At 66.8% G+C, this 19,793-nt stretch carries 19 protein-coding genes; 16 read left to right on the plus strand and 3 right to left on the minus strand.

What is annotated here, in order from left to right; genetic code table 11:
- The first annotated feature begins 13 nt into the window (after nt 1-13).
- From Talka_RS00660 to Talka_RS00725, 14 genes are read left to right on the plus strand one after another with little or no spacing between them, the layout of a single operon-like run.
- The gene (locus Talka_RS00660; RefSeq protein ID WP_143889094.1) at nt 14-1,267 is read left to right on the plus strand and encodes an NADH-quinone oxidoreductase subunit D; all 1,254 of its coding nucleotides are present in this window, start codon (nt 14-16) and stop codon (nt 1,265-1,267) included.
- The gene (nuoE, locus tag Talka_RS00665) at nt 1,264-1,797 is read left to right on the plus strand and encodes an NADH-quinone oxidoreductase subunit NuoE (RefSeq protein ID WP_246100508.1); all 534 of its coding nucleotides are present in this window, start codon (nt 1,264-1,266) and stop codon (nt 1,795-1,797) included. The genes Talka_RS00660 and nuoE overlap by 4 nt, the downstream gene beginning before the upstream one ends.
- Entirely contained in the window at nt 1,794-3,146 is a 1,353-nt protein-coding gene (gene nuoF / locus Talka_RS00670; RefSeq protein ID WP_143889095.1) for an NADH-quinone oxidoreductase subunit NuoF, read from the plus strand. The genes nuoE and nuoF overlap by 4 nt, the downstream gene beginning before the upstream one ends.
- Nucleotides 3,147-3,159: 13 nt before the next feature.
- Nucleotides 3,160-5,307: an NADH-quinone oxidoreductase subunit NuoG gene (gene nuoG / locus Talka_RS00675; RefSeq protein ID WP_143889096.1), complete on the plus strand. Its 2,148-nt coding sequence runs from the start codon at nt 3,160-3,162 to the stop codon at nt 5,305-5,307.
- Nucleotides 5,304-6,386, plus strand: a complete 1,083-nt coding sequence (nuoH, locus tag Talka_RS00680; RefSeq protein WP_143889097.1) for an NADH-quinone oxidoreductase subunit NuoH — start codon at nt 5,304-5,306, stop codon at nt 6,384-6,386. Before nuoG ends, nuoH begins: the two co-directional genes overlap by 4 nt.
- A gap of 17 nt (nt 6,387-6,403) precedes the next feature.
- On the plus strand, nt 6,404-6,913 hold the full coding sequence (nuoI, locus tag Talka_RS00685; protein WP_143889443.1) for an NADH-quinone oxidoreductase subunit NuoI: 510 nt from the start codon (nt 6,404-6,406) through the stop codon (nt 6,911-6,913).
- A 30-nt stretch (nt 6,914-6,943) separates the two neighbouring features.
- The gene (locus tag Talka_RS00690) at nt 6,944-7,594 is read left to right on the plus strand and encodes an NADH-quinone oxidoreductase subunit J (RefSeq protein WP_143889098.1); all 651 of its coding nucleotides are present in this window, start codon (nt 6,944-6,946) and stop codon (nt 7,592-7,594) included.
- Nucleotides 7,591-7,911 carry an NADH-quinone oxidoreductase subunit NuoK gene (nuoK, locus tag Talka_RS00695; protein ID WP_143889099.1) on the plus strand — a complete coding sequence of 107 codons (321 nt, stop codon included), beginning with the start codon at nt 7,591-7,593 and terminating at the stop codon, nt 7,909-7,911. The genes Talka_RS00690 and nuoK overlap by 4 nt, the downstream gene beginning before the upstream one ends.
- Before the next feature lie 34 nt (nt 7,912-7,945).
- Entirely contained in the window at nt 7,946-9,970 is a 2,025-nt protein-coding gene (nuoL, locus tag Talka_RS00700) for an NADH-quinone oxidoreductase subunit L (RefSeq protein WP_143889100.1), read from the plus strand.
- A gap of 13 nt (nt 9,971-9,983) precedes the next feature.
- Complete coding sequence (locus Talka_RS00705; RefSeq protein WP_143889101.1) at nt 9,984-11,456, plus strand: NADH-quinone oxidoreductase subunit M; 1,473 nt, start codon at nt 9,984-9,986, stop codon at nt 11,454-11,456.
- A gap of 54 nt (nt 11,457-11,510) precedes the next feature.
- On the plus strand, nt 11,511-12,989 hold the full coding sequence (gene nuoN, locus Talka_RS00710; RefSeq protein WP_143889102.1) for an NADH-quinone oxidoreductase subunit NuoN: 1,479 nt from the start codon (nt 11,511-11,513) through the stop codon (nt 12,987-12,989).
- A gap of 19 nt (nt 12,990-13,008) precedes the next feature.
- Nucleotides 13,009-13,308, plus strand: a complete 300-nt coding sequence (locus Talka_RS00715) for a DUF2818 family protein (protein ID WP_143889103.1) — start codon at nt 13,009-13,011, stop codon at nt 13,306-13,308.
- A gap of 35 nt (nt 13,309-13,343) precedes the next feature.
- Nucleotides 13,344-13,934 (plus strand): NUDIX domain-containing protein, encoded by a 591-nt coding sequence (locus Talka_RS00720; RefSeq protein WP_246100509.1) that lies wholly within the window; start codon nt 13,344-13,346, stop codon nt 13,932-13,934.
- Nucleotides 13,931-14,374, plus strand: a complete 444-nt coding sequence (locus Talka_RS00725) for a DUF1178 family protein (RefSeq protein WP_143889105.1) — start codon at nt 13,931-13,933, stop codon at nt 14,372-14,374. The genes Talka_RS00720 and Talka_RS00725 overlap by 4 nt, the downstream gene beginning before the upstream one ends.
- Nucleotides 14,375-14,426: 52 nt before the next feature.
- On the opposite strand, the gene Talka_RS00730 is transcribed toward Talka_RS00725, so the two are convergent.
- Nucleotides 14,427-15,731 carry a Glu/Leu/Phe/Val family dehydrogenase gene (locus tag Talka_RS00730; protein ID WP_143889106.1) on the minus strand — a complete coding sequence of 435 codons (1,305 nt, stop codon included), beginning with the start codon at nt 15,729-15,731 and terminating at the stop codon, nt 14,427-14,429.
- Between the two features lie 126 nt (nt 15,732-15,857).
- Here Talka_RS00730 and Talka_RS00735 point away from each other — a divergent pair, with 126 nt between their 5' ends.
- Nucleotides 15,858-16,583: a CoA pyrophosphatase gene (locus Talka_RS00735; RefSeq protein WP_221933827.1), complete on the plus strand. Its 726-nt coding sequence runs from the start codon at nt 15,858-15,860 to the stop codon at nt 16,581-16,583.
- The gene (locus Talka_RS00740; protein WP_143889108.1) at nt 16,580-17,512 is read left to right on the plus strand and encodes a CobD/CbiB family protein; all 933 of its coding nucleotides are present in this window, start codon (nt 16,580-16,582) and stop codon (nt 17,510-17,512) included. The genes Talka_RS00735 and Talka_RS00740 overlap by 4 nt, the downstream gene beginning before the upstream one ends.
- 39 nt (nt 17,513-17,551) lie before the next feature.
- Here Talka_RS00740 and rsgA read toward each other — a convergent pair whose 3' ends face one another.
- Together rsgA and Talka_RS00750 are read right to left on the minus strand one after the other, a co-directional pair.
- Nucleotides 17,552-18,496: a ribosome small subunit-dependent GTPase A gene (gene rsgA / locus Talka_RS00745; protein WP_143889109.1), complete on the minus strand. Its 945-nt coding sequence runs from the start codon at nt 18,494-18,496 to the stop codon at nt 17,552-17,554.
- Nucleotides 18,493-19,779, minus strand: coding sequence for a M48 family metallopeptidase (locus tag Talka_RS00750; RefSeq protein WP_143889110.1), 1,287 nt, complete (start codon nt 19,777-19,779; stop codon nt 18,493-18,495). Before Talka_RS00750 ends, rsgA begins: the two co-directional genes overlap by 4 nt.
- Nucleotides 19,780-19,793: the final 14 nt, after the last annotated feature.

Consider the following 19,793-nt stretch of genomic DNA (forward strand, 5'->3'; position numbering starts at 1 on the left):
CTGGATCGCAGACATGGCAGAGATCAAGAACTACACCCTCAACTTCGGCCCGCAGCACCCCGCCGCCCACGGTGTGCTGCGCCTGGTGCTGGAGCTCGACGGCGAGGTCGTGCAGCGCGCCGACCCGCACATCGGCTTGCTGCACCGCGCCACCGAGAAGCTCGCCGAGCACAAGACGTATATCCAGTCGCTGCCCTACATGGACCGGCTGGACTACGTCTCGATGATGTGCAACGAGCACGCCTACTGTCTGGCGATAGAGAAGTTGCTCGGCATCGAGGTGCCGATCCGCGCGCAATACATCCGCGTGATGTTCGCCGAAATCACGCGGCTGCTGAATCACTTGATGTGGCTCGGCTCGCACGGCAACGACTGCGGCAGCTCCACTATTCTCCTCTACTGCTTCCGCGAGCGCGAGGATCTGTTCGACATGTATGAGGCGGTGTCTGGCGCGCGCATGCATGCGGCTTACTTCCGCCCGGGCGGGGTGTATCGTGACCTGCCGGACACGATGCCGCAGCACAAGCCCAGCCGCGTGCGCAGCGCCCGCGCCACCGAGGAGCTCAACCGCAACCGCCAGGGCTCGCTGCTGGACTTCATCGACGACTTCACGCAGCGCTTCCCCAAGTACCTGGACGAATACCACACGCTGCTGACCGACAACCGCATCTGGAAGCAGCGCACGGTTGGCATCGGCGTCGTGCCGCCGGAGAAGGCGCTGGCGCTGGGCATGACCGGCCCGATGCTGCGCGGCTCCGGCATCCCGTGGGATTTGCGCAAGAAGCAGCCGTACGAGGTCTATGATCGGCTGGATTTCGATATTCCAGTCGGCACCAATGGCGACACCTACGATCGCTACTTGGTGCGCATGGAAGAAATGCGCCAGTCCAACCGCATCATCAAGCAATGCGTGGATTGGCTGCGCGCCAACCCCGGCCCGGTCATCACCGATAACCTGAAGGTGGCGCCGCCGAAGCGCGAGGCGATGAAGGCCGACATGGAGGCCCTCATTCACCACTTCAAGCTGTTCACCGAGGGCTTCCACGTGCCGCCCGGCGAGGCCTACGCCGCGGTGGAACACCCCAAGGGCGAGTTTGGCATTTACCTGATCAGCGACGGCGCCAACAAGCCCTATCGCCTCAAGATCCGCGCGCCGGGGTTTGCGCACCTCTCGACGCTGGACGAGCTGGCCCGCGGGCACATGCTGGCCGACGCGGTGGCTATCATCGGCACGCTGGACATCGTGTTTGGAGAGATCGACCGATGAGCACCGACACCCCCCGCCCCGTCGAGCCGATGGCGCTGTCGGAGGCGACCAAGCAGCGCTTTGCGCGCGAGGTGGCCAAGTACCCGGCGGATCAGCGGCAGTCGGCCGTGATGGCGTGCCTGGCCATCATCCAGCAAGAGCAGGGCTGGGTCAGCCCCGCGGCGGAGCTGGCGGTGGCCGACTACCTTGGCATGGCGCCGATGGCCGTGCACGAGGTCACGACCTTCTACAACATGTTCAACACCCAGCCGGTGGGGCGTTTCAAGATCAACGTCTGCACCAACCTGCCGTGCGCGCTGCGCGACGGGGCGCGCACGCTGAAGCTGCTGGCCGACAAGCTCGGCGTGGAGCCGGGCGGCACCACCGCCGACGGCTGTTTCACGCTGCAGCAATCGGAGTGCCTGGGCGCGTGCGCCGACGCGCCGGTGCTGCTGGTCAACGACCGGCACATGTGCAGCTTCATGACGCCGGAGAGGCTGGATCAGCTGATCGAGGGGCTGCGCGCGGCGGCTGCGGAGGAGCGGGCATGAAGGTCGAGGCTTTGCTGAAGCAGTTCCAGGCCACTGGGGTGCAGACCTGCTTCCACGGGCGCCACATTCAGCCGCAGATTTACGCCGGGCTTGACGGCACCAATTGGCGGCTGAAAGACTACGAGGCCCGCGGCGGCTACCAGGCGCTGCGCAAGGTGCTCGGCAAGGATGGCGGGCCGGGCATGACGCCGGATGAGGTCATTGCCGAGGTCAAGACCAGCGCCCTGCGCGGTCGCGGCGGCGCGGGCTTTCCCACGGGCCTCAAGTGGAGCTTCATGCCGCGGCAGTTCCCGGGGCAGAAATACCTGGTCTGCAACTCTGACGAGGGCGAGCCCGGCACGTGCAAGGACCGCGACATCCTGATGCACAACCCGCACATCGTCATCGAGGGCATGCTGATCGCCGCCTACGCGATCGGCGCTTCGGTCGGCTACAACTACATCCACGGCGAGATCTTCCAAGTTTATGAGCGCTTTGAAGAAGCGTTGGAAGAGGCGCGCGCCGCCGGCTACCTCGGCGACAACATCCTTGGCAGCGGCTTCAGCTTCCAGCTCTACGCCCACCATGGCTGGGGCGCTTACATCTGCGGCGAGGAGACGGCGCTGCTGGAGTCGTTGGAAGGCAAGAAGGGCCAGCCGCGCTTCAAGCCGCCGTTCCCAGCGAGTTTTGGCCTCTACGGCAAGCCGACCACCATCAACAACACCGAGACGTTCGCCGCGGTGCCGTGGATCATCCGCCACGGCGGCCAGGCCTACCTGGAGGTCGGCAAGCCCAACAACGGCGGCACCAAGATCTTCTCGGTCAGCGGCGACGTCGAGCGCCCCGGCAACTACGAGATCCCGCTGGGTACGCCGTTTGCCAAGCTGCTGGAACTCGCCGGCGGCGTGCGCGGCGGGCGCAAGCTCAAGGCTGTGATCCCCGGCGGTTCCTCGGCGCCGGTGCTGCCGGCCGAGATCATGATGGACTTGACGATGGACTACGACGCCATCGCCAAGGCCGGCTCGATGCTGGGCTCCGGCGCCGTCATCGTCATGGACGAGACGCGCTGCATGGTCAAGTCGCTGCAGCGGCTAAGCTACTTCTACATGCACGAATCGTGCGGCCAGTGCACGCCGTGCCGCGAAGGCACCGGCTGGCTGTGGCGCGTGGTGGATCGGATCGAGCGCGGGCTGGGTCGTCCGCAGGATCTGGAGCTGCTCGACAACGTCGCCGAAAACATCATGGGCCGCACGATCTGCGCGCTGGGGGATGCGGCGGCGATGCCGGTGCGCGGGATGATCAAGCACTTCCGCCACGAATTCGAGTACCACGTCGAACACAAGACCTGCATGGTTCCGGCCTATGTCTGAGGGAAGCCCCGCCATGGTGGAAATCGAAATCGACGGCCAAAAGGTGGCGGTGCCGCCCGGCAGCATGGTCATGCATGCGGCCGAGAAGGCCGGTGTCTATATCCCGCACTTCTGTTACCACAAGAAGCTGTCGATCGCGGCCAACTGCCGCATGTGCCTGGTCGATATTGAAAAGGCCCCCAAGCCGATGCCGGCCTGCGCCACGCCGGTGGCGATGGGCATGGTGGTGCGCACCAAGAGCGACAAGGCGGTCAAGGCGCAGAAGGCGGTGATGGAGTTTTTGCTCATCAACCACCCGCTGGACTGCCCGATTTGCGATCAAGGCGGCGAGTGCCAACTGCAAGATTTGGCGGTGGGCTACGGCGGCACGCGCTCGCGTTACGAGGAGGAAAAGCGCGTCGTCTTTCACAAGAACGTCGGGCCGCTCATCGCCATGGAGGAGATGAGCCGCTGCATCCACTGCACCCGCTGCGTGCGCTTCGGGCAGGAGATCGCCGGCGTCATGGAGCTCGGCATGAGCCACCGCGGCGAGCATTCCGAGATCGAAACTTTCCTCGGCGCCTCGGTGGATTCCGAGTTGTCAGGCAACATGATCGACTTGTGCCCGGTGGGAGCGCTGACCAGCAAGCCGTTCCGCTACGCGGCGCGCACGTGGGAGCTGGCGCGGCGCCGCAGCATCAGCCCGCACGATTCCACCGGCGCCAACCTCGTCGTGCAGGTCAAGGGCGACCGCGTGCTGCGCGTCGTTCCTTACGAGAACGAGGCTGTCAACGAATGCTGGATCGCCGATCGTGACCGCTTTAGTTACGAGGCGCTCAACAGCCCCGACCGCTTGACCCAGCCGATGGTCAAGCAAGGAGGGCAGTGGAACGAAGTGGACTGGAAGACGGCCCTGGAATTCGTCGCCCAGGGCCTACAGGGCGTGCGCGAGCGCCACGGCGCCGGCGCGCTCGGCCTGCTGGCCAGCCCGCACGCCACGGTGGAGGAGCTGTGGCTGGCGCGCGCGTTGATGGCGGGGCTCGGCAGCTCCAACATCGACCACCGCCTGCGCAGCCACGCATTCGATCACGCCGCGCCGGCCGGGCGGGCGCGCTGGCTCGGGCTGCCGATTGCCGAACTGTCCTCGCTTGACCGCGCGCTGGTGGTCGGCTCCAACCTGCGCAAGGATCATCCGCTGTTCGCGCAGCGCATCCGCCAGGCGGTGCGCAAGGGTGCACAGGTCTCGGCGCTGGCGGCGCAGCGGCCGGACTGGGCGATGCCGTTGCACGCGGTGCTGCAGGCGCCGGCCACGCACTGGGCCGAGACGTTGGCGCGCGTGGCGGTGGCGCTGGCCGAGGCGCTGGGCGTGGCGCGCCCGGCCGGCACCGAGGGCGTGACGGCCGACGAGACGGCGCGCGCCATCGCCGCCTCGTTGCGCGGCGGCGAGCGCAAGGCGGTGCTGCTCGGCAACGCGGCGGCGCACCACGAACGGGCCGCGAGCCTGCTGGCGCTGGCGCAGTGGATCGCGCAGCACACCGGCGCGCGCTGGGGCTACCTGACGGAGGCCGCCAACACGGTGGGCGCGCAGCTGGTCGGCGCGCTGCCGGGCGAGGGTGGGCTGGATGCGCAGCGCATGCTCGGCGGGGGTCTCAAGGCTGCCGTGCTGCTCGGCGTGGAGCCGGGCGCCGACACCGCCGGCGACGGGGCGGCGCTGCGCGAGGCCGAGCTGGTGGTGACGCTGAGCCCGTTCAAGACCAACCTCGAGCTCAGCGACGTGCTGCTGCCGGTGGCGCCGTTCACTGAGACCTCGGGCTCGTTTGTCAACGCTGAGGGACGGCTGCAGAGCTTCCAGGCGGTGGTCAAGCCGCTGGGGCAGACGCGCCCGGCGTGGAAGGTGCTGCGGGTGCTGGGCAACCTGCTGCAGCTGAGCGGCTTCGACTTCGAATCGTCGGCGCAGGTGCTGGCTGCGGCGCTGCCGGGCGTGGCCGACGGCGGCTTCGTGCCGGCGGCGCGGCTGGACAACGCGACGACGGCGCCGATCGACCTGACGCCGGCGCAGCGCGTGCCGTGCGTGGCCTCCATCTACCAGCTTGACGCGTTGGTGCGCCGCGCGCCGGCGCTGCAGGCCACCGCCGACGCCCGCGCCGCGCGTGTCGCTGCCGCTGAAGGAGTGTGCGCATGATCGACGCCATCTACCAAGGGGGCTTGGGTCTGAGTCAAGCGGCGTGGTGGACGCAGGCCGGCTGGCCCGTGCTGTGGATCCTGATCAAGATTGCGGTGCTGCTGACTCCCCTGATGCTGTTGGTTGCCTACCTGACATGGTGGGAACGGCGTCTGCTGGCGTGGATGCAGGTGCGACTCGGTCCCAATCGCGTTGGGCCGTTTGGGCTGCTGCAGCCGATTGCGGACGCGCTCAAGCTCCTGACCAAAGAGCTGATTCGTCCGACCGCGGCCAATGGCGGGCTGTTTCGCCTGGGGCCGGTGCTGGCCATCATGCCGGCGCTGGCCGCGTGGGTGGCGGTGCCGTTTGGGCCCGACGTGGTGCTGGCCAACGTCAACGCCGGTTTGTTGGTGATTTTGGCCATCACCTCAATCGAGGTCTATGGCATCATCATTGCCGGCTGGGCGTCCAATTCCAAATACGCCTTTCTTGGCGCACTGCGTGCGTCAGCCCAGATGGTCAGTTATGAAATCGCCATCGGCTTTTGCTTCTTGGTGGTGGTGATGACGGCCGGCAGCTTGAATCTGGCGGACATCGTGGCCTCGCAATCGCGCGGTGTGGGCGCCGAGATGGGGTTGAGCTTTCTCTCGTGGAATTGGCTGCCGCTGTTGCCGATTTTTATGGTTTACTTGATTTCGGCGGTGGCGGAAACCAACCGTCACCCGTTCGACGTGGTCGAGGGCGAAGCTGAGATCGTGGCCGGCCACATGGTTGAGTATTCCGGCATGGGCTTCGCAATCTTCTTCCTGGCCGAGTACGCCAGCATGTGGCTGGTTTCGATCCTGGCGGTGCTGATGTTCTTGGGCGGCTGGCTGCCGCCAATCGACCATCCGGTTTTCCACGCAGTGCCAGGCTGGATTTGGCTGGGTCTCAAAACGTTCATCGTGGTGTCGATGTTCATCTGGATTCGCGCAACATTCCCGCGTTTCCGTTATGACCAGATTATGCGGCTGGGATGGAAAATCTTCATTCCAGTTACGCTGGTTTGGCTGCTGTTGGTGGGTGCTGTCATGCAGACACCGTGGAATCCTTGGAAATAAACCTGGAGGCACGCCGCATGTCCGCCAATGCCGTCGCGCCGTTTTCGCTGAAAGATTTCTTCAAGAGCTTTCTGCTCCTGGAGCTGTTCAAGGGCATGGCCCTGACCGGTCGTTACGCGCTGCGCCCCAAGGTCACGCTGCAGTATCCGGAAGAAAAAACGCCGCTGTCGCCGCGTTTTCGCGGCCTGCACGCGCAGCGTCGTTATCCCAACGGCGAGGAGCGTTGCATCGCCTGCAAGTTGTGCGAAGCCGTGTGCCCGGCGATGGCCATCACGATTGAGTCGGCTCAGCGCGAGGATGGCACGCGCCGCACCACGCGCTACGACATTGACCTGACCAAGTGCATCTTCTGCGGTTTTTGCGAAGAGGCCTGTCCGGTCGATGCGATCGTCGAGACGCACATCTTTGAATACCACGGAGAAAAGCGCGGCGACCTCTATTTCACCAAAGAGATGTTGCTGGCGGTGGGCGATCGCTACGAAAAAGAAATCGCCGCGGCAAAAGCAGCCGATGCCAAATACCGCTAAACTTCAAGCCGCCTCCTGACCGGATTGACCATGGACTTTGTTGCCGGCTTTTTTTATGTTTTTTCAGCGGTGCTGCTGTTTTCCGCATTGCGCGTGATCACGGCGCGCAACCCGGTGCATGCGGTGTTGTATTTGATGCTGGCGTTTTCGCAGGCGGCGGCGCTGTGGTTGTTGCTGAAAGCCGAGTTTCTCGGCATTGCGCTGGTTTTGGTGTATCTCGGCGCGGTGATGGTGCTGTTTCTGTTTGTCGTCATGATGCTGGATCTCAACGTCGATGCCATGCGCGCTGGCTTTTGGCGCCATCTGCCGCTGGCGCTTATTCTGGGCGGGGTGGTCAGCATCGAGTTGATCGCCGTGGTGTGGGCGGGTTTTCCCACCGCCGTGGCGGATCCTTCGGTGGCTGCGCGCGCCATGCATGCACCGGATCACAACAACACTTACGAGTTGGGGCGGCTGTTGTTCAGTGAATACCTTTACCCTGTGCAGGCGGCAGCCGTGATCCTGTTGGTGGCGATGGTGGCGGCGATTGCGCTGACGCTGCGCGGGCGTAAGGACACCAAGACGATCGATCCCGGCGTGCAGGTGCGGGTCAAGGCTGAGCAGCGGCTGCGGGTGCTGCCGGTGCCGGCGGCCCGGGTGGCGGCGCCCGCGTCCACGCCGCAGAAGGAGGAGGGGGCATGAGCTCGCTCGGTGCTTTGAGCGTTGGCCATTTTTTGGCCGTGGGTGCGCTGCTGTTTGCGCTGTCCGTGGTTGGTATTTTTCTCAATCGCAAGAATCTGATCGTGCTGCTGATGGCCATCGAGCTGATGCTGCTGGCGGTCAATCTCAATTTCGTCGCCTTCGCCCACTACCTTGGTGATTTGCACGGACAGGTGTTCGTGTTTTTCATCCTGACCGTGGCCGCGGCCGAATCGGCGATCGGTTTGGCGATTCTGGTGCTGTTGTTCCGCAACCAAGCTTCGATTGACGTGGAGTCGTTGCACAGCCTGAAGGGCTGATCGATCAGTCGGCCTTCCATCGACGGCGCAAAACATCATGACCACTCTCTCTGCAAGCATGCTGCTGGCCGTGCCGCTGGCGCCTCTCGCTGGCGCCGCTGCGGCCGGTATTTTGGGGACCCGCCTCGGTGGCAACGTGCTGGGTCGGCGCGCCGCGCACAGCTTGACCATCCTGGGCGTGCTGGTGTCGTTCATCCTGTCGGCGATCACGCTCAAGCGCGTCGCGCTCGACGACGCCTACTTCGACCAGACGATTTACGAGTGGATGGTCATCGGCGGCCTGAAGATGGAGATTGGCTTCCTGGTCGATGGCCTGACCGCGATGATGATGTGCGTGGTGACCTTCGTGTCGCTGATGGTGCACATCTACACCATCGGCTACATGGAGGACGACCCGGGCTACAACCGCTTCTTCGCCTACATCTCGCTGTTCACGTTCTCGATGCTCATGCTGGTCATGAGCAACAACCTGCTGCAGCTGTTCTTCGGCTGGGAGGCGGTGGGCCTGGTGTCGTACCTACTGATCGGCTTCTGGTTCAACAGGCCGACGGCGATCTTCGCCAACATGAAGGCCTTTCTCGTCAACCGGGTCGGCGACTTCGGCTTCATCCTCGGCATCGGGCTGCTGGCGGCCTACACCGGCACGCTGAACTACAACGAGATCTTCGACCAGGCCGACAAGCTCGCCACGATCGAATTCCCGTGGTACGTCTTCGGGCAGGAGGCGATGCTGGTGACGGTGATCGGCATCTGCCTGTTCATCGGCGCGATGGGCAAGAGCGCGCAGTTTCCGCTGCACGTCTGGCTGCCGGACTCGATGGAAGGCCCCACGCCGATCTCGGCGCTGATCCACGCCGCGACGATGGTGACGGCCGGCATCTTCATGGTCGCGCGCATGTCGCCGATCTACGAGCTGTCGGATGCGGCGCTGAACTTCATCCTGGTGATCGGCGCCATCACCGCGCTGTTCATGGGGTTCCTTGGCATCATCCAGAACGACATCAAACGCGTGGTGGCGTATTCGACGCTGTCGCAGCTCGGCTACATGACGGTGGCGCTGGGCGCGTCGGCCTACTCGGTGGCGGTGTTCCACCTGATGACGCACGCGTTCTTCAAGGCGCTGCTGTTCCTGGCGGCCGGCTCGGTCATCATCGGCATGCATCACAACCAGGACATCCGCTGGATGGGCGGCGTGCGCAAGTACATGCCGATCACCTGGATCACCTTCCTGCTCGGCACGCTGGCGCTGATCGGCACGCCGTTGTTCTCCGGCTTCTATTCGAAGGACGCGATCATCGAGGCGGTGCACTTCAGCAACCTGCCGGCCTCGGGCTTCGCGTACGCCGCGGTGCTGGCCGGGGTGTTCGTGACGGCGTTCTACTCGTTCCGCGTGTACTTCCTGGTCTTCCACGGCGCCGAGCGCTACGACCAGAACCCGGACGCGCACCACGGCCACCATGACGACCACGGCGATGGCAAGCCGCACGAGTCGCCGTGGGTGGTGACCGCGCCGCTGCTGCTGCTGGCGGTGCCGTCGGTGGTGATCGGCTACTTGACGATCCAGCCGATGCTGTTTGGCGAGTTCCTCGCTGCCTCGATCGAGGTGCACGCCGACCAGCACCCGGCGATGGCCAAGTTCGCGGAAATCTTCCACGGCCCGCTGGCGATGGCGCTGCACGCCTTCAGCACGCCGCCGTTCTACCTGGCGCTGGCCGGGGCGGTGTCGGCCTGGTACCTCTACATGGTGCGGCCTGAGCTGCCTGGCCGCATCGCGCAGGCGCTGCGGCCGCTGGTGGTGGTGCTGGAAAACAAGTACTACATGGACTGGATCAACGAGCACGTCATCGCGCGCGCCGCGCGCGCCATCGGTGTGGGACTGTGGAAGGGGGGGGACCGCGGCGTCATCGAGACCGGCGTGGTCAACCTGAGCTGGAAGGTCGTCGGCGCGCTGGCCGCGGTGGTGCGGCGGCTGCAAACCGGCTTCCTGTACCACTACGCTTTCGTGATGATCGTCGGCGTGGTGGCGCTGATGACCACCTACGTCTGGCTCGCCCGCTGAGGAGAACGCACGCATGGGTCTGCTGAGTCTGGCGATCTGGACGCCGATCGCTTTCGGGACGGTGCTGCTGGCGCTGGGGCGCGACGAGCACGCGCGCGCCGTGCGCTGGATCGCGCTGGTGGGGGCGCTGCTGGGGCTGGCGGTGACGGTGCCGCTGGTGGCCGGCTTCGACGCCTCCTCCGCCGCGATGCAGTTCGTCGAGAAGGCGCCGTGGATCGAGCGCTTCAACGTCCACTACCACCTCGGGGTCGACGGCATCTCGCTGTGGCTGGTGCCGCTGACGGCGTTCATCACGGTGATCGTCGTGCTGGCCGGCTGGGAGGTGATCACCGAGCGCGTCAACCAGTACATGGGCGCGTTCCTGATCCTGTCGGGCCTGATGATCGGCGTGTTCGCGGCGCTGGACGCGATGCTGTTCTACATCTTCTTCGAGGCCACGCTCATCCCGATGTACATCATCATCGGCATCTGGGGCGGCCCGAACAAGATCTACGCCGCGTTCAAGTTTTTCCTCTACACGCTGCTGGGCTCGCTGCTGATGCTGGTGGCGCTGGTCTACCTCTACAACGTCTCCGGCAGCTTCGACCTGGCGACGTGGTGGGCGCTGCCGCTGCCGGCGGGCGTGCAGACGGCGCTGTTCTTCGCGTTCTTCGCGGCGTTCGCGGTCAAGGTGCCGATGTGGCCGGTGCACACCTGGCTGCCGGACGTGCACGTGGAGGCGCCCACCGGCGGCTCAGCGGTGCTGGCGGCGATCATGCTCAAGCTCGGCGCCTACGGCTTCCTGCGCTTCTCGCTGCCGATCACGCCGGATGCGTCGCACGAGTGGGCGCCGCTGGTCATCGGCCTGTCGCTGGTGGCCGTCATCTACGTCGGCCTGGTGGCGATGGTGCAGCATGATATGAAAAAGCTTGTGGCCTACTCGTCGGTGGCGCACATGGGCTTCGTCACGCTGGGCTTTTTCCTGTTCAACGACCTGGGCGTCAGCGGCGGCCTGGTGCAGATGATCGCGCACGGCTTTGTGTCGGCGGCGATGTTCCTGTGCATCGGCGTGCTCTATGACCGCGTGCATTCGCGCGAGATCAAGGACTACGGCGGGGTGCTCAACACGATGCCGGCGTTCGGGGCGTTCGCGGCGCTGTTCGTGATGGCCAACGCCGGCCTGCCGGGCACGGCCGGCTTCGTCGGCGAGTGGATGGTGATCCTGGCCGCGGTGCGCGAGAACTTCTGGATCGGTCTGCTGGCAGCGACCTCGCTGATCCTTGGCGCGGCGTATTCGCTGTGGATGTTCAAGCGCGTCTATCTTGGCGCGCCGGTGCACGAGCACGTCAAGGTGCTGAAGGATCTCAACGCCCGCGAGTACCTGATCTTGGCGCTGCTGGCGTTGATGGTGCTCTACCTCGGCATCCATCCGAAGCCGTTTACGGACGCCATGGAGCCGTCGGTGCAGCAATTGCTGCGCCACGTGGCCGTCTCCAAGCTGATTTGAACCGACTGGGCCACCGGTCCAACTTGACAGCCTGACCAAGAAAGCGACTTGCCGATGATCGATGCCATCAGTTGGGCGACCGCCGCACCGGAATTGCTGCTGTTGGTGATGGCGTGCGTGATCGCCCTGTTCGACCTTTTTGTCGATAGCCCGCATCGCGAAGCGACTTACCGCCTGACGCTGCTGACCCTGGCGGCGGTGGCGGGCCTGGAAGGCTACCTTGCCGTCAGCGGCGCCACCTTGGTGGGGTTTGGCGGCATGATCGTCAGCGACCCGATGGCGGCGTGGCTCAAAGCCTTTGCCAGCGTGGCCTTGATGGTGACGCTGGTGTATGCCCGCCCGTATGCGGGCGCGCGCGACATGCTGCGCGGCGGCGAGCTGTTCACGCTGTCGATGTTCGCGCTGCTGGGCATGTTCATCATGATCAGCGGCCACCACTTTTTGGTGCTGTACCTCGGCCTGGAGTTGCTGACGCTGTCGAGCTACGCGCTGGTGGCGCTGCGCCGTGACGATGCGCGTGCCACCGAGGCGGCGATGAAATATTTTGTGCTTGGCGCGCTGGCCAGCGGCTTTTTGCTCTACGGCCTGTCGCTGGTGTATGGCGCCACCGGCAGCTTGCACGTGCCGACGGTGGCGCAGGCGGTGGCCGCTGGCGTGCGCGAGCCGCTGGTGTTGACGCTGGGCGTGGTGTTCGTCGTCGCCGGGCTGGCGTTCAAGCTCGGCGTGGTGCCGTTTCACATGTGGGTGCCGGACATTTATCACGGGGCGCCGACCGCCATTACGCTGCTGATCGGTGGCGCGCCCAAGCTTGCGGCGTTTGCGATCTTGGTGAGGCTGCTGGCCGAGAGCCTGCCCGGCGTGGCGACGGACTGGGAGTCGATGCTGGCGGTGCTGGCGGTGCTGTCGCTGGTGGTCGGCAACCTGGCCGCGGTGGCGCAGCGCAACGTCAAGCGGATGCTGGCGTTTTCCACCATTGCGCAGATGGGCTTTATGCTGCTGGCGTTGGTTGGCGGCATCGGCGGCGGCGCCGGCTTGGCCGGCGAAGCCTGGGGCGCCGCGATGTTCTACGTCGTCACCTATGTGCTGACGACGCTGGCCACCTTCGGCGTGATGCTGCTGCTGACGCGCACCGGTTTTGAGTCGGAGGAGCTGGGGGATTTTGCTGGTCTCAACCAGCGCAGTCCGCTGTATGCCGGCGTGATGGCGGCCTGCTTGCTGTCGCTGGCCGGCATCCCGCCGCTGGTTGGCTTTTACGCCAAGTTGGCGGTGTTGCAGGCGCTGCTGGCGGTTGGGGGAGGGCTTTACGTAGGGCTGGCGGTGTTTGCCGTGCTGGCCTCGCTGGTCGGCGCGTTCTACTACATTCGCCTGATTAAGGTGATGTATTTCGATGCCCCGCAGCAAAGCGCGCCGATCGAGGCGCCGCTGGAAGTGCGTGCGGTGCTGTCGGCCAATGGCGCGCTGGTGTTGCTGCTGGGGCTGTTGCCGGGCGGGCTGATGGCGCTGTGCGTCCAGGCCGTGCGCGCGGTCTTGTAACGCCGGCTACACTCCCGGCATGAGTCTGCAAGCCGCCGTCTGGCTGGTCATCGTTTTGGCTCTCGTGGGGGCCAATTTGCCGTTCATCAACCAACGCTGGTTGGCAGTGCTGCCGGCGCGGGGGGGTGTGAAGCCTTTGTGGGGCCGGCTGCTGGAGCTGGCGCTGTTTTATTTTCTGGTGGGCGCGGTCGCGCTGGCCCTGGAAGCCCATCTGGGTCAAATCTATCCGCAGCGCTGGGAGTTTTATGCCGTCACCGCGTCGATGTTTGCGACCTTGGCCTTCCCGGGCTTCGTCTGGCGCTATTTGGTGCGGCGTTAAATACCGTGCATTTCGATCCTCAACCTGACCATTTGGTGGAAACCCCGCTGCGGCAGGAGACGCTGTGGCAGGGCAGCTTTTTGTCGCTGCATCGCGACGAGGTGCGCCTGCCCGATGGCGGTACGGCGCGGCGCGTGTACCTGACCCACCCCGGCGCGGTGATGGTGGTGCCGCTGCTGGACGATGGCCGGCTGGTGGTGGAGCGCCAGTATCGTTACGCCGTTCGACGCGCGTTCATGGAGTTTCCCGCGGGCAAGCTCGATGCCGGCGAGGGCGGCTGGGCGTGCGCCGCGCGCGAGCTGCGCGAGGAGACCGGCTACCAGGCCGACGAGTGGGCGCGCGCCGGCGTGCTGCACCCCTGCATTGGCTACGCCAATGAGGTCATCGAAATCTGGTTTGCGCGCGGGCTGCGCCACGGTGCGCGCACGCTGGACGAAGGCGAATTCCTCGACGTGCTGGCGCTGACGCCGCAGGAGCTATTGGACGCGGTGGCGCGCGGCGACCTCACCGACGGCAAAACCCTGGTTGGGTTGCTGTGGTGGCAAAACGTGGCCAGCGGGCGCTTCGTCCTCGACTGGCGTCCGGCTGCGCACTGGGCACCCTCGGCCAGTGGTGGCGCATCATGAAGGTGCTGGATTTGAGCTGCGCGCACGGCCACGTGTTCGAAGGGTGGTTCGCTTCCGAAGAGGACTACCGCCAACAGCGCGAGCGCGGCCTGATCGAATGCCCAGTGTGCGGCGACCGTGCGATCGACAAGCGCCTAAGCGCCCCCTATGTGCAGACGCGCCGGGTCGCAGAGCAGCCCAACGCTGCCGCTTCGGTTGCCGATCCGCAAGCGGCGCAACTGGCTGAGCAGCTGCGCCGCTTGCGCGCGTGGGTGCGCTCAGCAGAGGATGTGGGGGAGCGTTTCGCTGCCGAAGCGCGCGCGATGCACGAAGGCCACGCGCCGGCGCGGCGCATTCGCGGGCGCGCGAGTCTGGCCGAAGCCGTCGAGTTGTGGGAGGAGGGCATCGCGGCGCTGCCGCTGCCCGACAGCCCGCTGCTGGATGACCAAGCGCTGCACTGAGAGCGCCTGGCCTGAGGCCCTTGGAGCGGCGGTCGAGCATCGTCCCGTTGCTTTATGGATACAGTCCGCGCAAGTCTCGCGCGCGCAAAATGCGCTCGCAGGCCACGATGAAGGTGGCGGTGCGCAGCGTCACGCCCTTGTCATCGGCCACCTGCCAGACGGCGTCCAGCGCTCCCTTCATGACGGCCACCAGGCGCTCGTTGATCTCCTGCTCGCTCCAGAAGAAGCTGGAGAAGTCCTGCACCCACTCGAAATAGCTCACCGTCACGCCGCCGGCATTGGCGATGACGTCGGGCACCACCAGCACGCCGCGCTCGGTCAGGATGTCGTCCGCGGCCGGCGTGGTGGGGCCGTTGGCGCCTTCGATGATCAGCCGCGCCTGGATGCGGCCGGCGTTGGCCTCGGTGATCTGCTGCTCCAGCGCCGCGGGGATCAGGATGTCGCACGGCGTGTCCCAGAACGCATCGCGCGCCAGCGGCTCGGCCTCGGCAAAGCCCGCGACGCTGCCAGTGGCCTTGACGTGGCGCAGCAGCGCCGGGATGTCGAGCCCCGCCTCGCGGTAGAGGCAGCCGGCGTGGTCCTGCACCGCCACCACGCGCGCGCCGGCCTCGGCGAACAGCCGCGCCGCGATGCCGCCGACGTTGCCGAAACCCTGCACCGCCACGCGCGCGCCGGCCACGTCCAGCCCGATGCGCCGCGCCGCCTCCGCGCCGACGGTGAAGACGCCGCGGCCGGTGGCCTCATGCCGCCCCAGCGAGCCGCCCAGGCTGATCGGCTTGCCGGTGACGACGCCGGTGACGGTCTCGCCGACGTTCATGGAGTAGGTGTCCATCATCCACGCCATCACGCGCTCGTTGGTGTTGACGTCGGGGGCGGGGATGTCCTTGGTCGGGCCGATGATGAGGCCGATCTCGCTGGTGTAGCGCCGCGTCAGACGCTCCAGCTCCGGCAGCGACAGGCGCTTCGGATCGACGCGGATGCCGCCCTTGGCGCCGCCGAACGGCACGTTGACGGCGGCGTTCTTGATCGACATCCAGGCTGCCAGCGCCATCACCTCCGACAGCGTGACGTCCTGGTGGTAGCGCACGCCGCCCTTGCCGGGGCCGCGCGAGGTGTTGTGCTGCACGCGATAGCCTTCAAAGTGCGCCACCGTGCCATCGTCCATTTGGATCGGCACATCGACCACCAAAATGCGCTTGGGGCGCTTTAAGGTTTCGACCCAGCGCGCCAAATTGCCCAGATAAGGCGTGACGCGATCGACCTGTTGCAGGAAAATGCCCCAAGGGCCGAGATGATGGACGTCCAGGTAGGACGGCAAGGCATGGGGTTGGGCCACGCCGGGGACGGTGTCGCTCATGGCAAACCGCATCAGTGGTTGAACACGGCGTGCAGCTTAGCGGCGGGCAGGAGTGTTGTCCAACGCCAGTGTGAGATGAGGCCATGCAGGCCATGCATAGCTCGCAAGGGTTCTTTTTTTACAACCATGGACCATGCATTTTCGACCGGCAAGCCAGCTGAGGCGCCCGGGCCGTGCGCCGACTGCGGCCAAGAGGTGAGCGTTTCCAATTCGCCGGCGGCGTTGTCGGGCCTTCAGCCGGCAAGGTTGCGGGCTTGGTTTGCCAACCCGCCTGAATGGCAGCCTGATGCGTGGGCGCAGGATACGCCGCCCGCCGGCGCGCGCCGCTGCGCGGCGGTGCTGCTTGGCCTGGTGGCGCGGGCCCAGCCCAGTGTGCTGATGATCCGCCGCCCGGCCCACATGCGCACCCACGCTGGCCAAATTGCATTGCCGGGCGGACAATGGGACCCTGAGGATCAAGGCGATCCGTGGCGCTGCGCGCTGCGCGAGGCGCAGGAAGAAGTTGGCCTTGACCCCCGCCAAGTGCAGCGCCTGGGTGAGCTGCCGATTCACCGCACCCACACCGGCTTTGACATCACTCCGGTGGTGGCCTGGGTCCAACCCAGCCCGTCTTGGCGCGCCCACCCGCAAGAGGTGCAGGAGGTGTTCGAAGTGCCGTTGCACTTTGTGCTTGATTCCGCCCACCACCATCGGCACGAAGGGTGGATCGGCGGGCAGCAGCGCCGCTGGTGGTCGATGCCTTACCGCGACGAGGGCGGACAGGAACGGCTTATCTGGGGAGCCACCGCGGCCATTTTGCGTAACTTTTATCTTTTCGTGCGGGCGGCCAGCGCCGCTATGATGCGGGCATGACGCTGTTTGCCCTGCTGCTGACGCTGTTGATCGATCAAGCCTGGCGCCCGGCGCTGGCGTGGCAGCCAACGTGGAACGCGTGGGGCTGGTGCGATGTGGTGCGTCGTCAGCTCGATGCGGGGCACAGCGCCCATGGCTGGCTGGTCTGGGCCGCCGCGGTCGGCGTGCCGGCCCTGGCAGTCGCCGCGGTGCACCACCTGTTGTGGCAACTGCATGGATTGCTGGCTTTTGCCTGGAACGTGATGGTCCTGGTGGCCACGCTGGGCTTTCGTCACTTTAGCCACCCGTTCACCGAAATTCGCCTGGCGCTGGAAAGCGGCGATGAAGGGCGCGCGCGCGCGCTGTTTGCGCAATGGCGCGGCGGCACGGCGGTGGATTGGCCGCGCCAGGAGTTGCTGCGCCGCGTGATTGCCTATGCTGCGTTGGACGCCCATCGATACGTGCTGGGGGTGGCGGTGGCTTTTGTGCTGCTGGCGGCGCTGGGGCTGGGGCCGGCCGGCGCGTTGGCGTATCGACTGGCGCAGCGGTTGGCCCAGCAGTGGGGGGGGCCGAGCGGCCCGGCCGAGGGTGATGTCGTCAGCCCGGCGGTGGCCGCAGCCGCGCGGCTAGGGTGGCATGCGATCGATGCTTTGCCCGCGCGCGCCTCGGCGCTGGCGTTTGCGGTGGTGGGGCGCTTTGAGGACGTGCTGGAGCGTTGGCGCGTGCACGCCACCGGCTGGCTGGATCCTAGCGACCCTTTGCTGCTGGCGGCGGTGGAAGGGGCGATCCACGTGCGTTTGCTGCCGCGCGAGCCCGGGGAGGCCGGGCTGGTCGGTGAAGGCAGCGAACCGCAACTGAATCACCTGGCGGCGCTGGTGGGGCTGGTGTGGCGCAGCGTCGTGCTGGGGCTGCTGGTGCTGGCGTTGGCGTTGTTGGTGCGGTTGTTTTGACCCTCAGCCTCGCGCAAGCTGTGTTGCGTTCGTTCAGGCTCAGCCGTGTGCTGGGCGCGCCGCCAGCTCCTCATAGAGGTTGACGTAAAGCTGCCAGCGCCGCGGTGACAGGGGCCCATGCGGCTGCAGCGCCGCGCGCACCGCGCAGCCCGGCTCCTGCCGGTGCGTGCAGTCGAGGAAGCGGCATCCGCCCAGGTGCGCCGCGAGGTCCGGCATCAGCGCCGCCAGCCGCCGCGGGTCCAGGTGGTGCAGCCCGAAGGCGTGAAAGCCCGGCGAGTCGATCAGGGCGCCGTGGCGCGCCGCATCCAGCCAGTACCACGTGGTGTGCGTGGTGGTGTGGCGGCCTGTGCCGAGTGCCCGCGAGATCGTCTGCGTCTGCGCCTGCGCGCCCGGCGCCAGGCGGTTGACCAGCGTGCTCTTGCCGACGCCGGAGGCCCCCATCACCAGTGTGACGCGCCCCCGCAGCCGCGCGGCCAGCGCCTCGAGCCCTGGGTCAGCGGGGTCGAGCAGCGCCAGCGGCAGCACCGTCTCGCCCATCGCGCGGTACGGCTCCAGCCGCTGCCAGGCCTCGTCGAACGCCGGCTGCACGTCGCGCTTGTTCAGCGCCACCAGCGCTTCCACGCCGGCGTCGCGCGCGGCGATCAGCGCGCGCGCCAGCTGTTCCTCCGACATCGCTGGCTCGGCGGCCAGCAGCACCAGCACCTGATCAACGTTGGCGGCGAACACCTTGGTGCGCAGCTCGTCCTGCCGGCGCAGCACGTTGCGCCGCGGCAGGACGGCCTCGATGACGCCGTCGTCCCCGCTGGGCTGCCAGCGCACGCGGTCGCCCACCACCGCCTCATGGCGCTTGCCGCGCGCGTGGCAGCGCGTGCGCGCGCCCGCGGCATCCTCCACCAGCAGGTGGCGCCCGTAGGCGGCCACCACCAGCCCTTCGCGCAGCGGGGCGGACGCGGCGTCGGTGCGGGCAGGGTGTTGGCGCCTCATGCGGCCTGCGGCACGGGGTCGCCCAAGCGCTGCAGGCGCTGCAGCAGCGGCGGGTGGCTGTAGAAGAAGCGCACATACCACGGGTCGGGCGTCAGCGTGGCGGCGTTGTCGCGGTGCAGGATCAGCAGCGCCTCGCGCAGCGCCGCCGCGCTGGTGTGCCGGGCGGCGAAGGCGTCAGCGGCGAACTCGTCGCGGCGCGACAGCGCCGCGCCCAGCGGCGCGATGAACACGCCCGCCAGCGGCAAAACCAGCAAGAACAGAATCAACGCCAGCGCGGCGTTGCCGCCCAGCAGGTCCGGCGTGACGCCCAGGCCGAAATAGAACCACGGCTGCTGCGCCAGCCAGCCCAGCAGCGCCCAAGCCACGGCGCTGGCGGCGGCCAGCCACGCCAGCCGGCGCGGGATGTGCCCGAGCCGCGCGTGGCCGAGCTCGTGCGCCAGTACGGCCTCCACCTGTGGCGGGCTGAGCTGTTGCAGCAGCGTGTCGAACAGCACCACCCGCTTGGCCGTGCCGAGCCCCGTGAAGTAGGCGTTGGCGTGCGCGCTGCGGCGGCTGCCGTCCATCACGAACAGCCCTTCGGCGCGAAAGCCGCAGCGCTCAAGCAACCGCTGCAGCCGCTCGCGCAGCGCCGCGTCGGCCACCGGCTCGAAGCGGTTGAACAGCGGCGCGATCCAGCGCGGCGCCACCACCATCAGCGCGAGGCTGAACGCCATCCACAGCGCCCACGCCCACAGCCACCACCAAGGGCCGGTGCGCTCCATCAGCGCCAGCAGCAGCGCCACCAGCGGCAGGCCCAGCGCCGCGCCCACCAGCGTGCCCTTGACGCCGTCGGCCAGCCACAGGCGCAGCGTCGTGCGGTTGAAGCCGAAGCGCTGCTCGAGCCGGAACGTGCGCCACCACGCCAGCGGCAGCTCCAGCAGCGCGCCGATGACGAAGAACGCCGCCACCAGCGCCACCTGCTGCGGCAGGCCCGGGCCGAGCCACGCCAGCAGCGCCTGGTGCAGCGCCTCCAGCCCGCCCAGCAGCGTCCAGCCGGTGACCAGCGCTGCCTGCAGCAGCGCCTCCCACAGGCTCAGGCGCGTGCGCGCCAGCGTGTAGTCGGCGGCGCGGCGGTGCGCCTCGGCGCTGACGTGGCCGTCGAGTTCCGGCGGCACGCGGTCGCGCCAGCGCGCCACGTGGCGCATCTGGCGCGCCAGCAGCCAGGTGCGCAGCGCCAGCTGCGCCAGCAGCAGCGCGACAAAAGCAAGGCTCAACGCCAGCTCAGGGGGTAGGGTAACCTCCATGAACGGCGAGTCTA

The organism is Tepidimonas alkaliphilus, assembly GCF_007556595.1.
Taxonomy (GTDB): domain Bacteria; phylum Pseudomonadota; class Gammaproteobacteria; order Burkholderiales; family Burkholderiaceae_C; genus Tepidimonas; species Tepidimonas alkaliphila.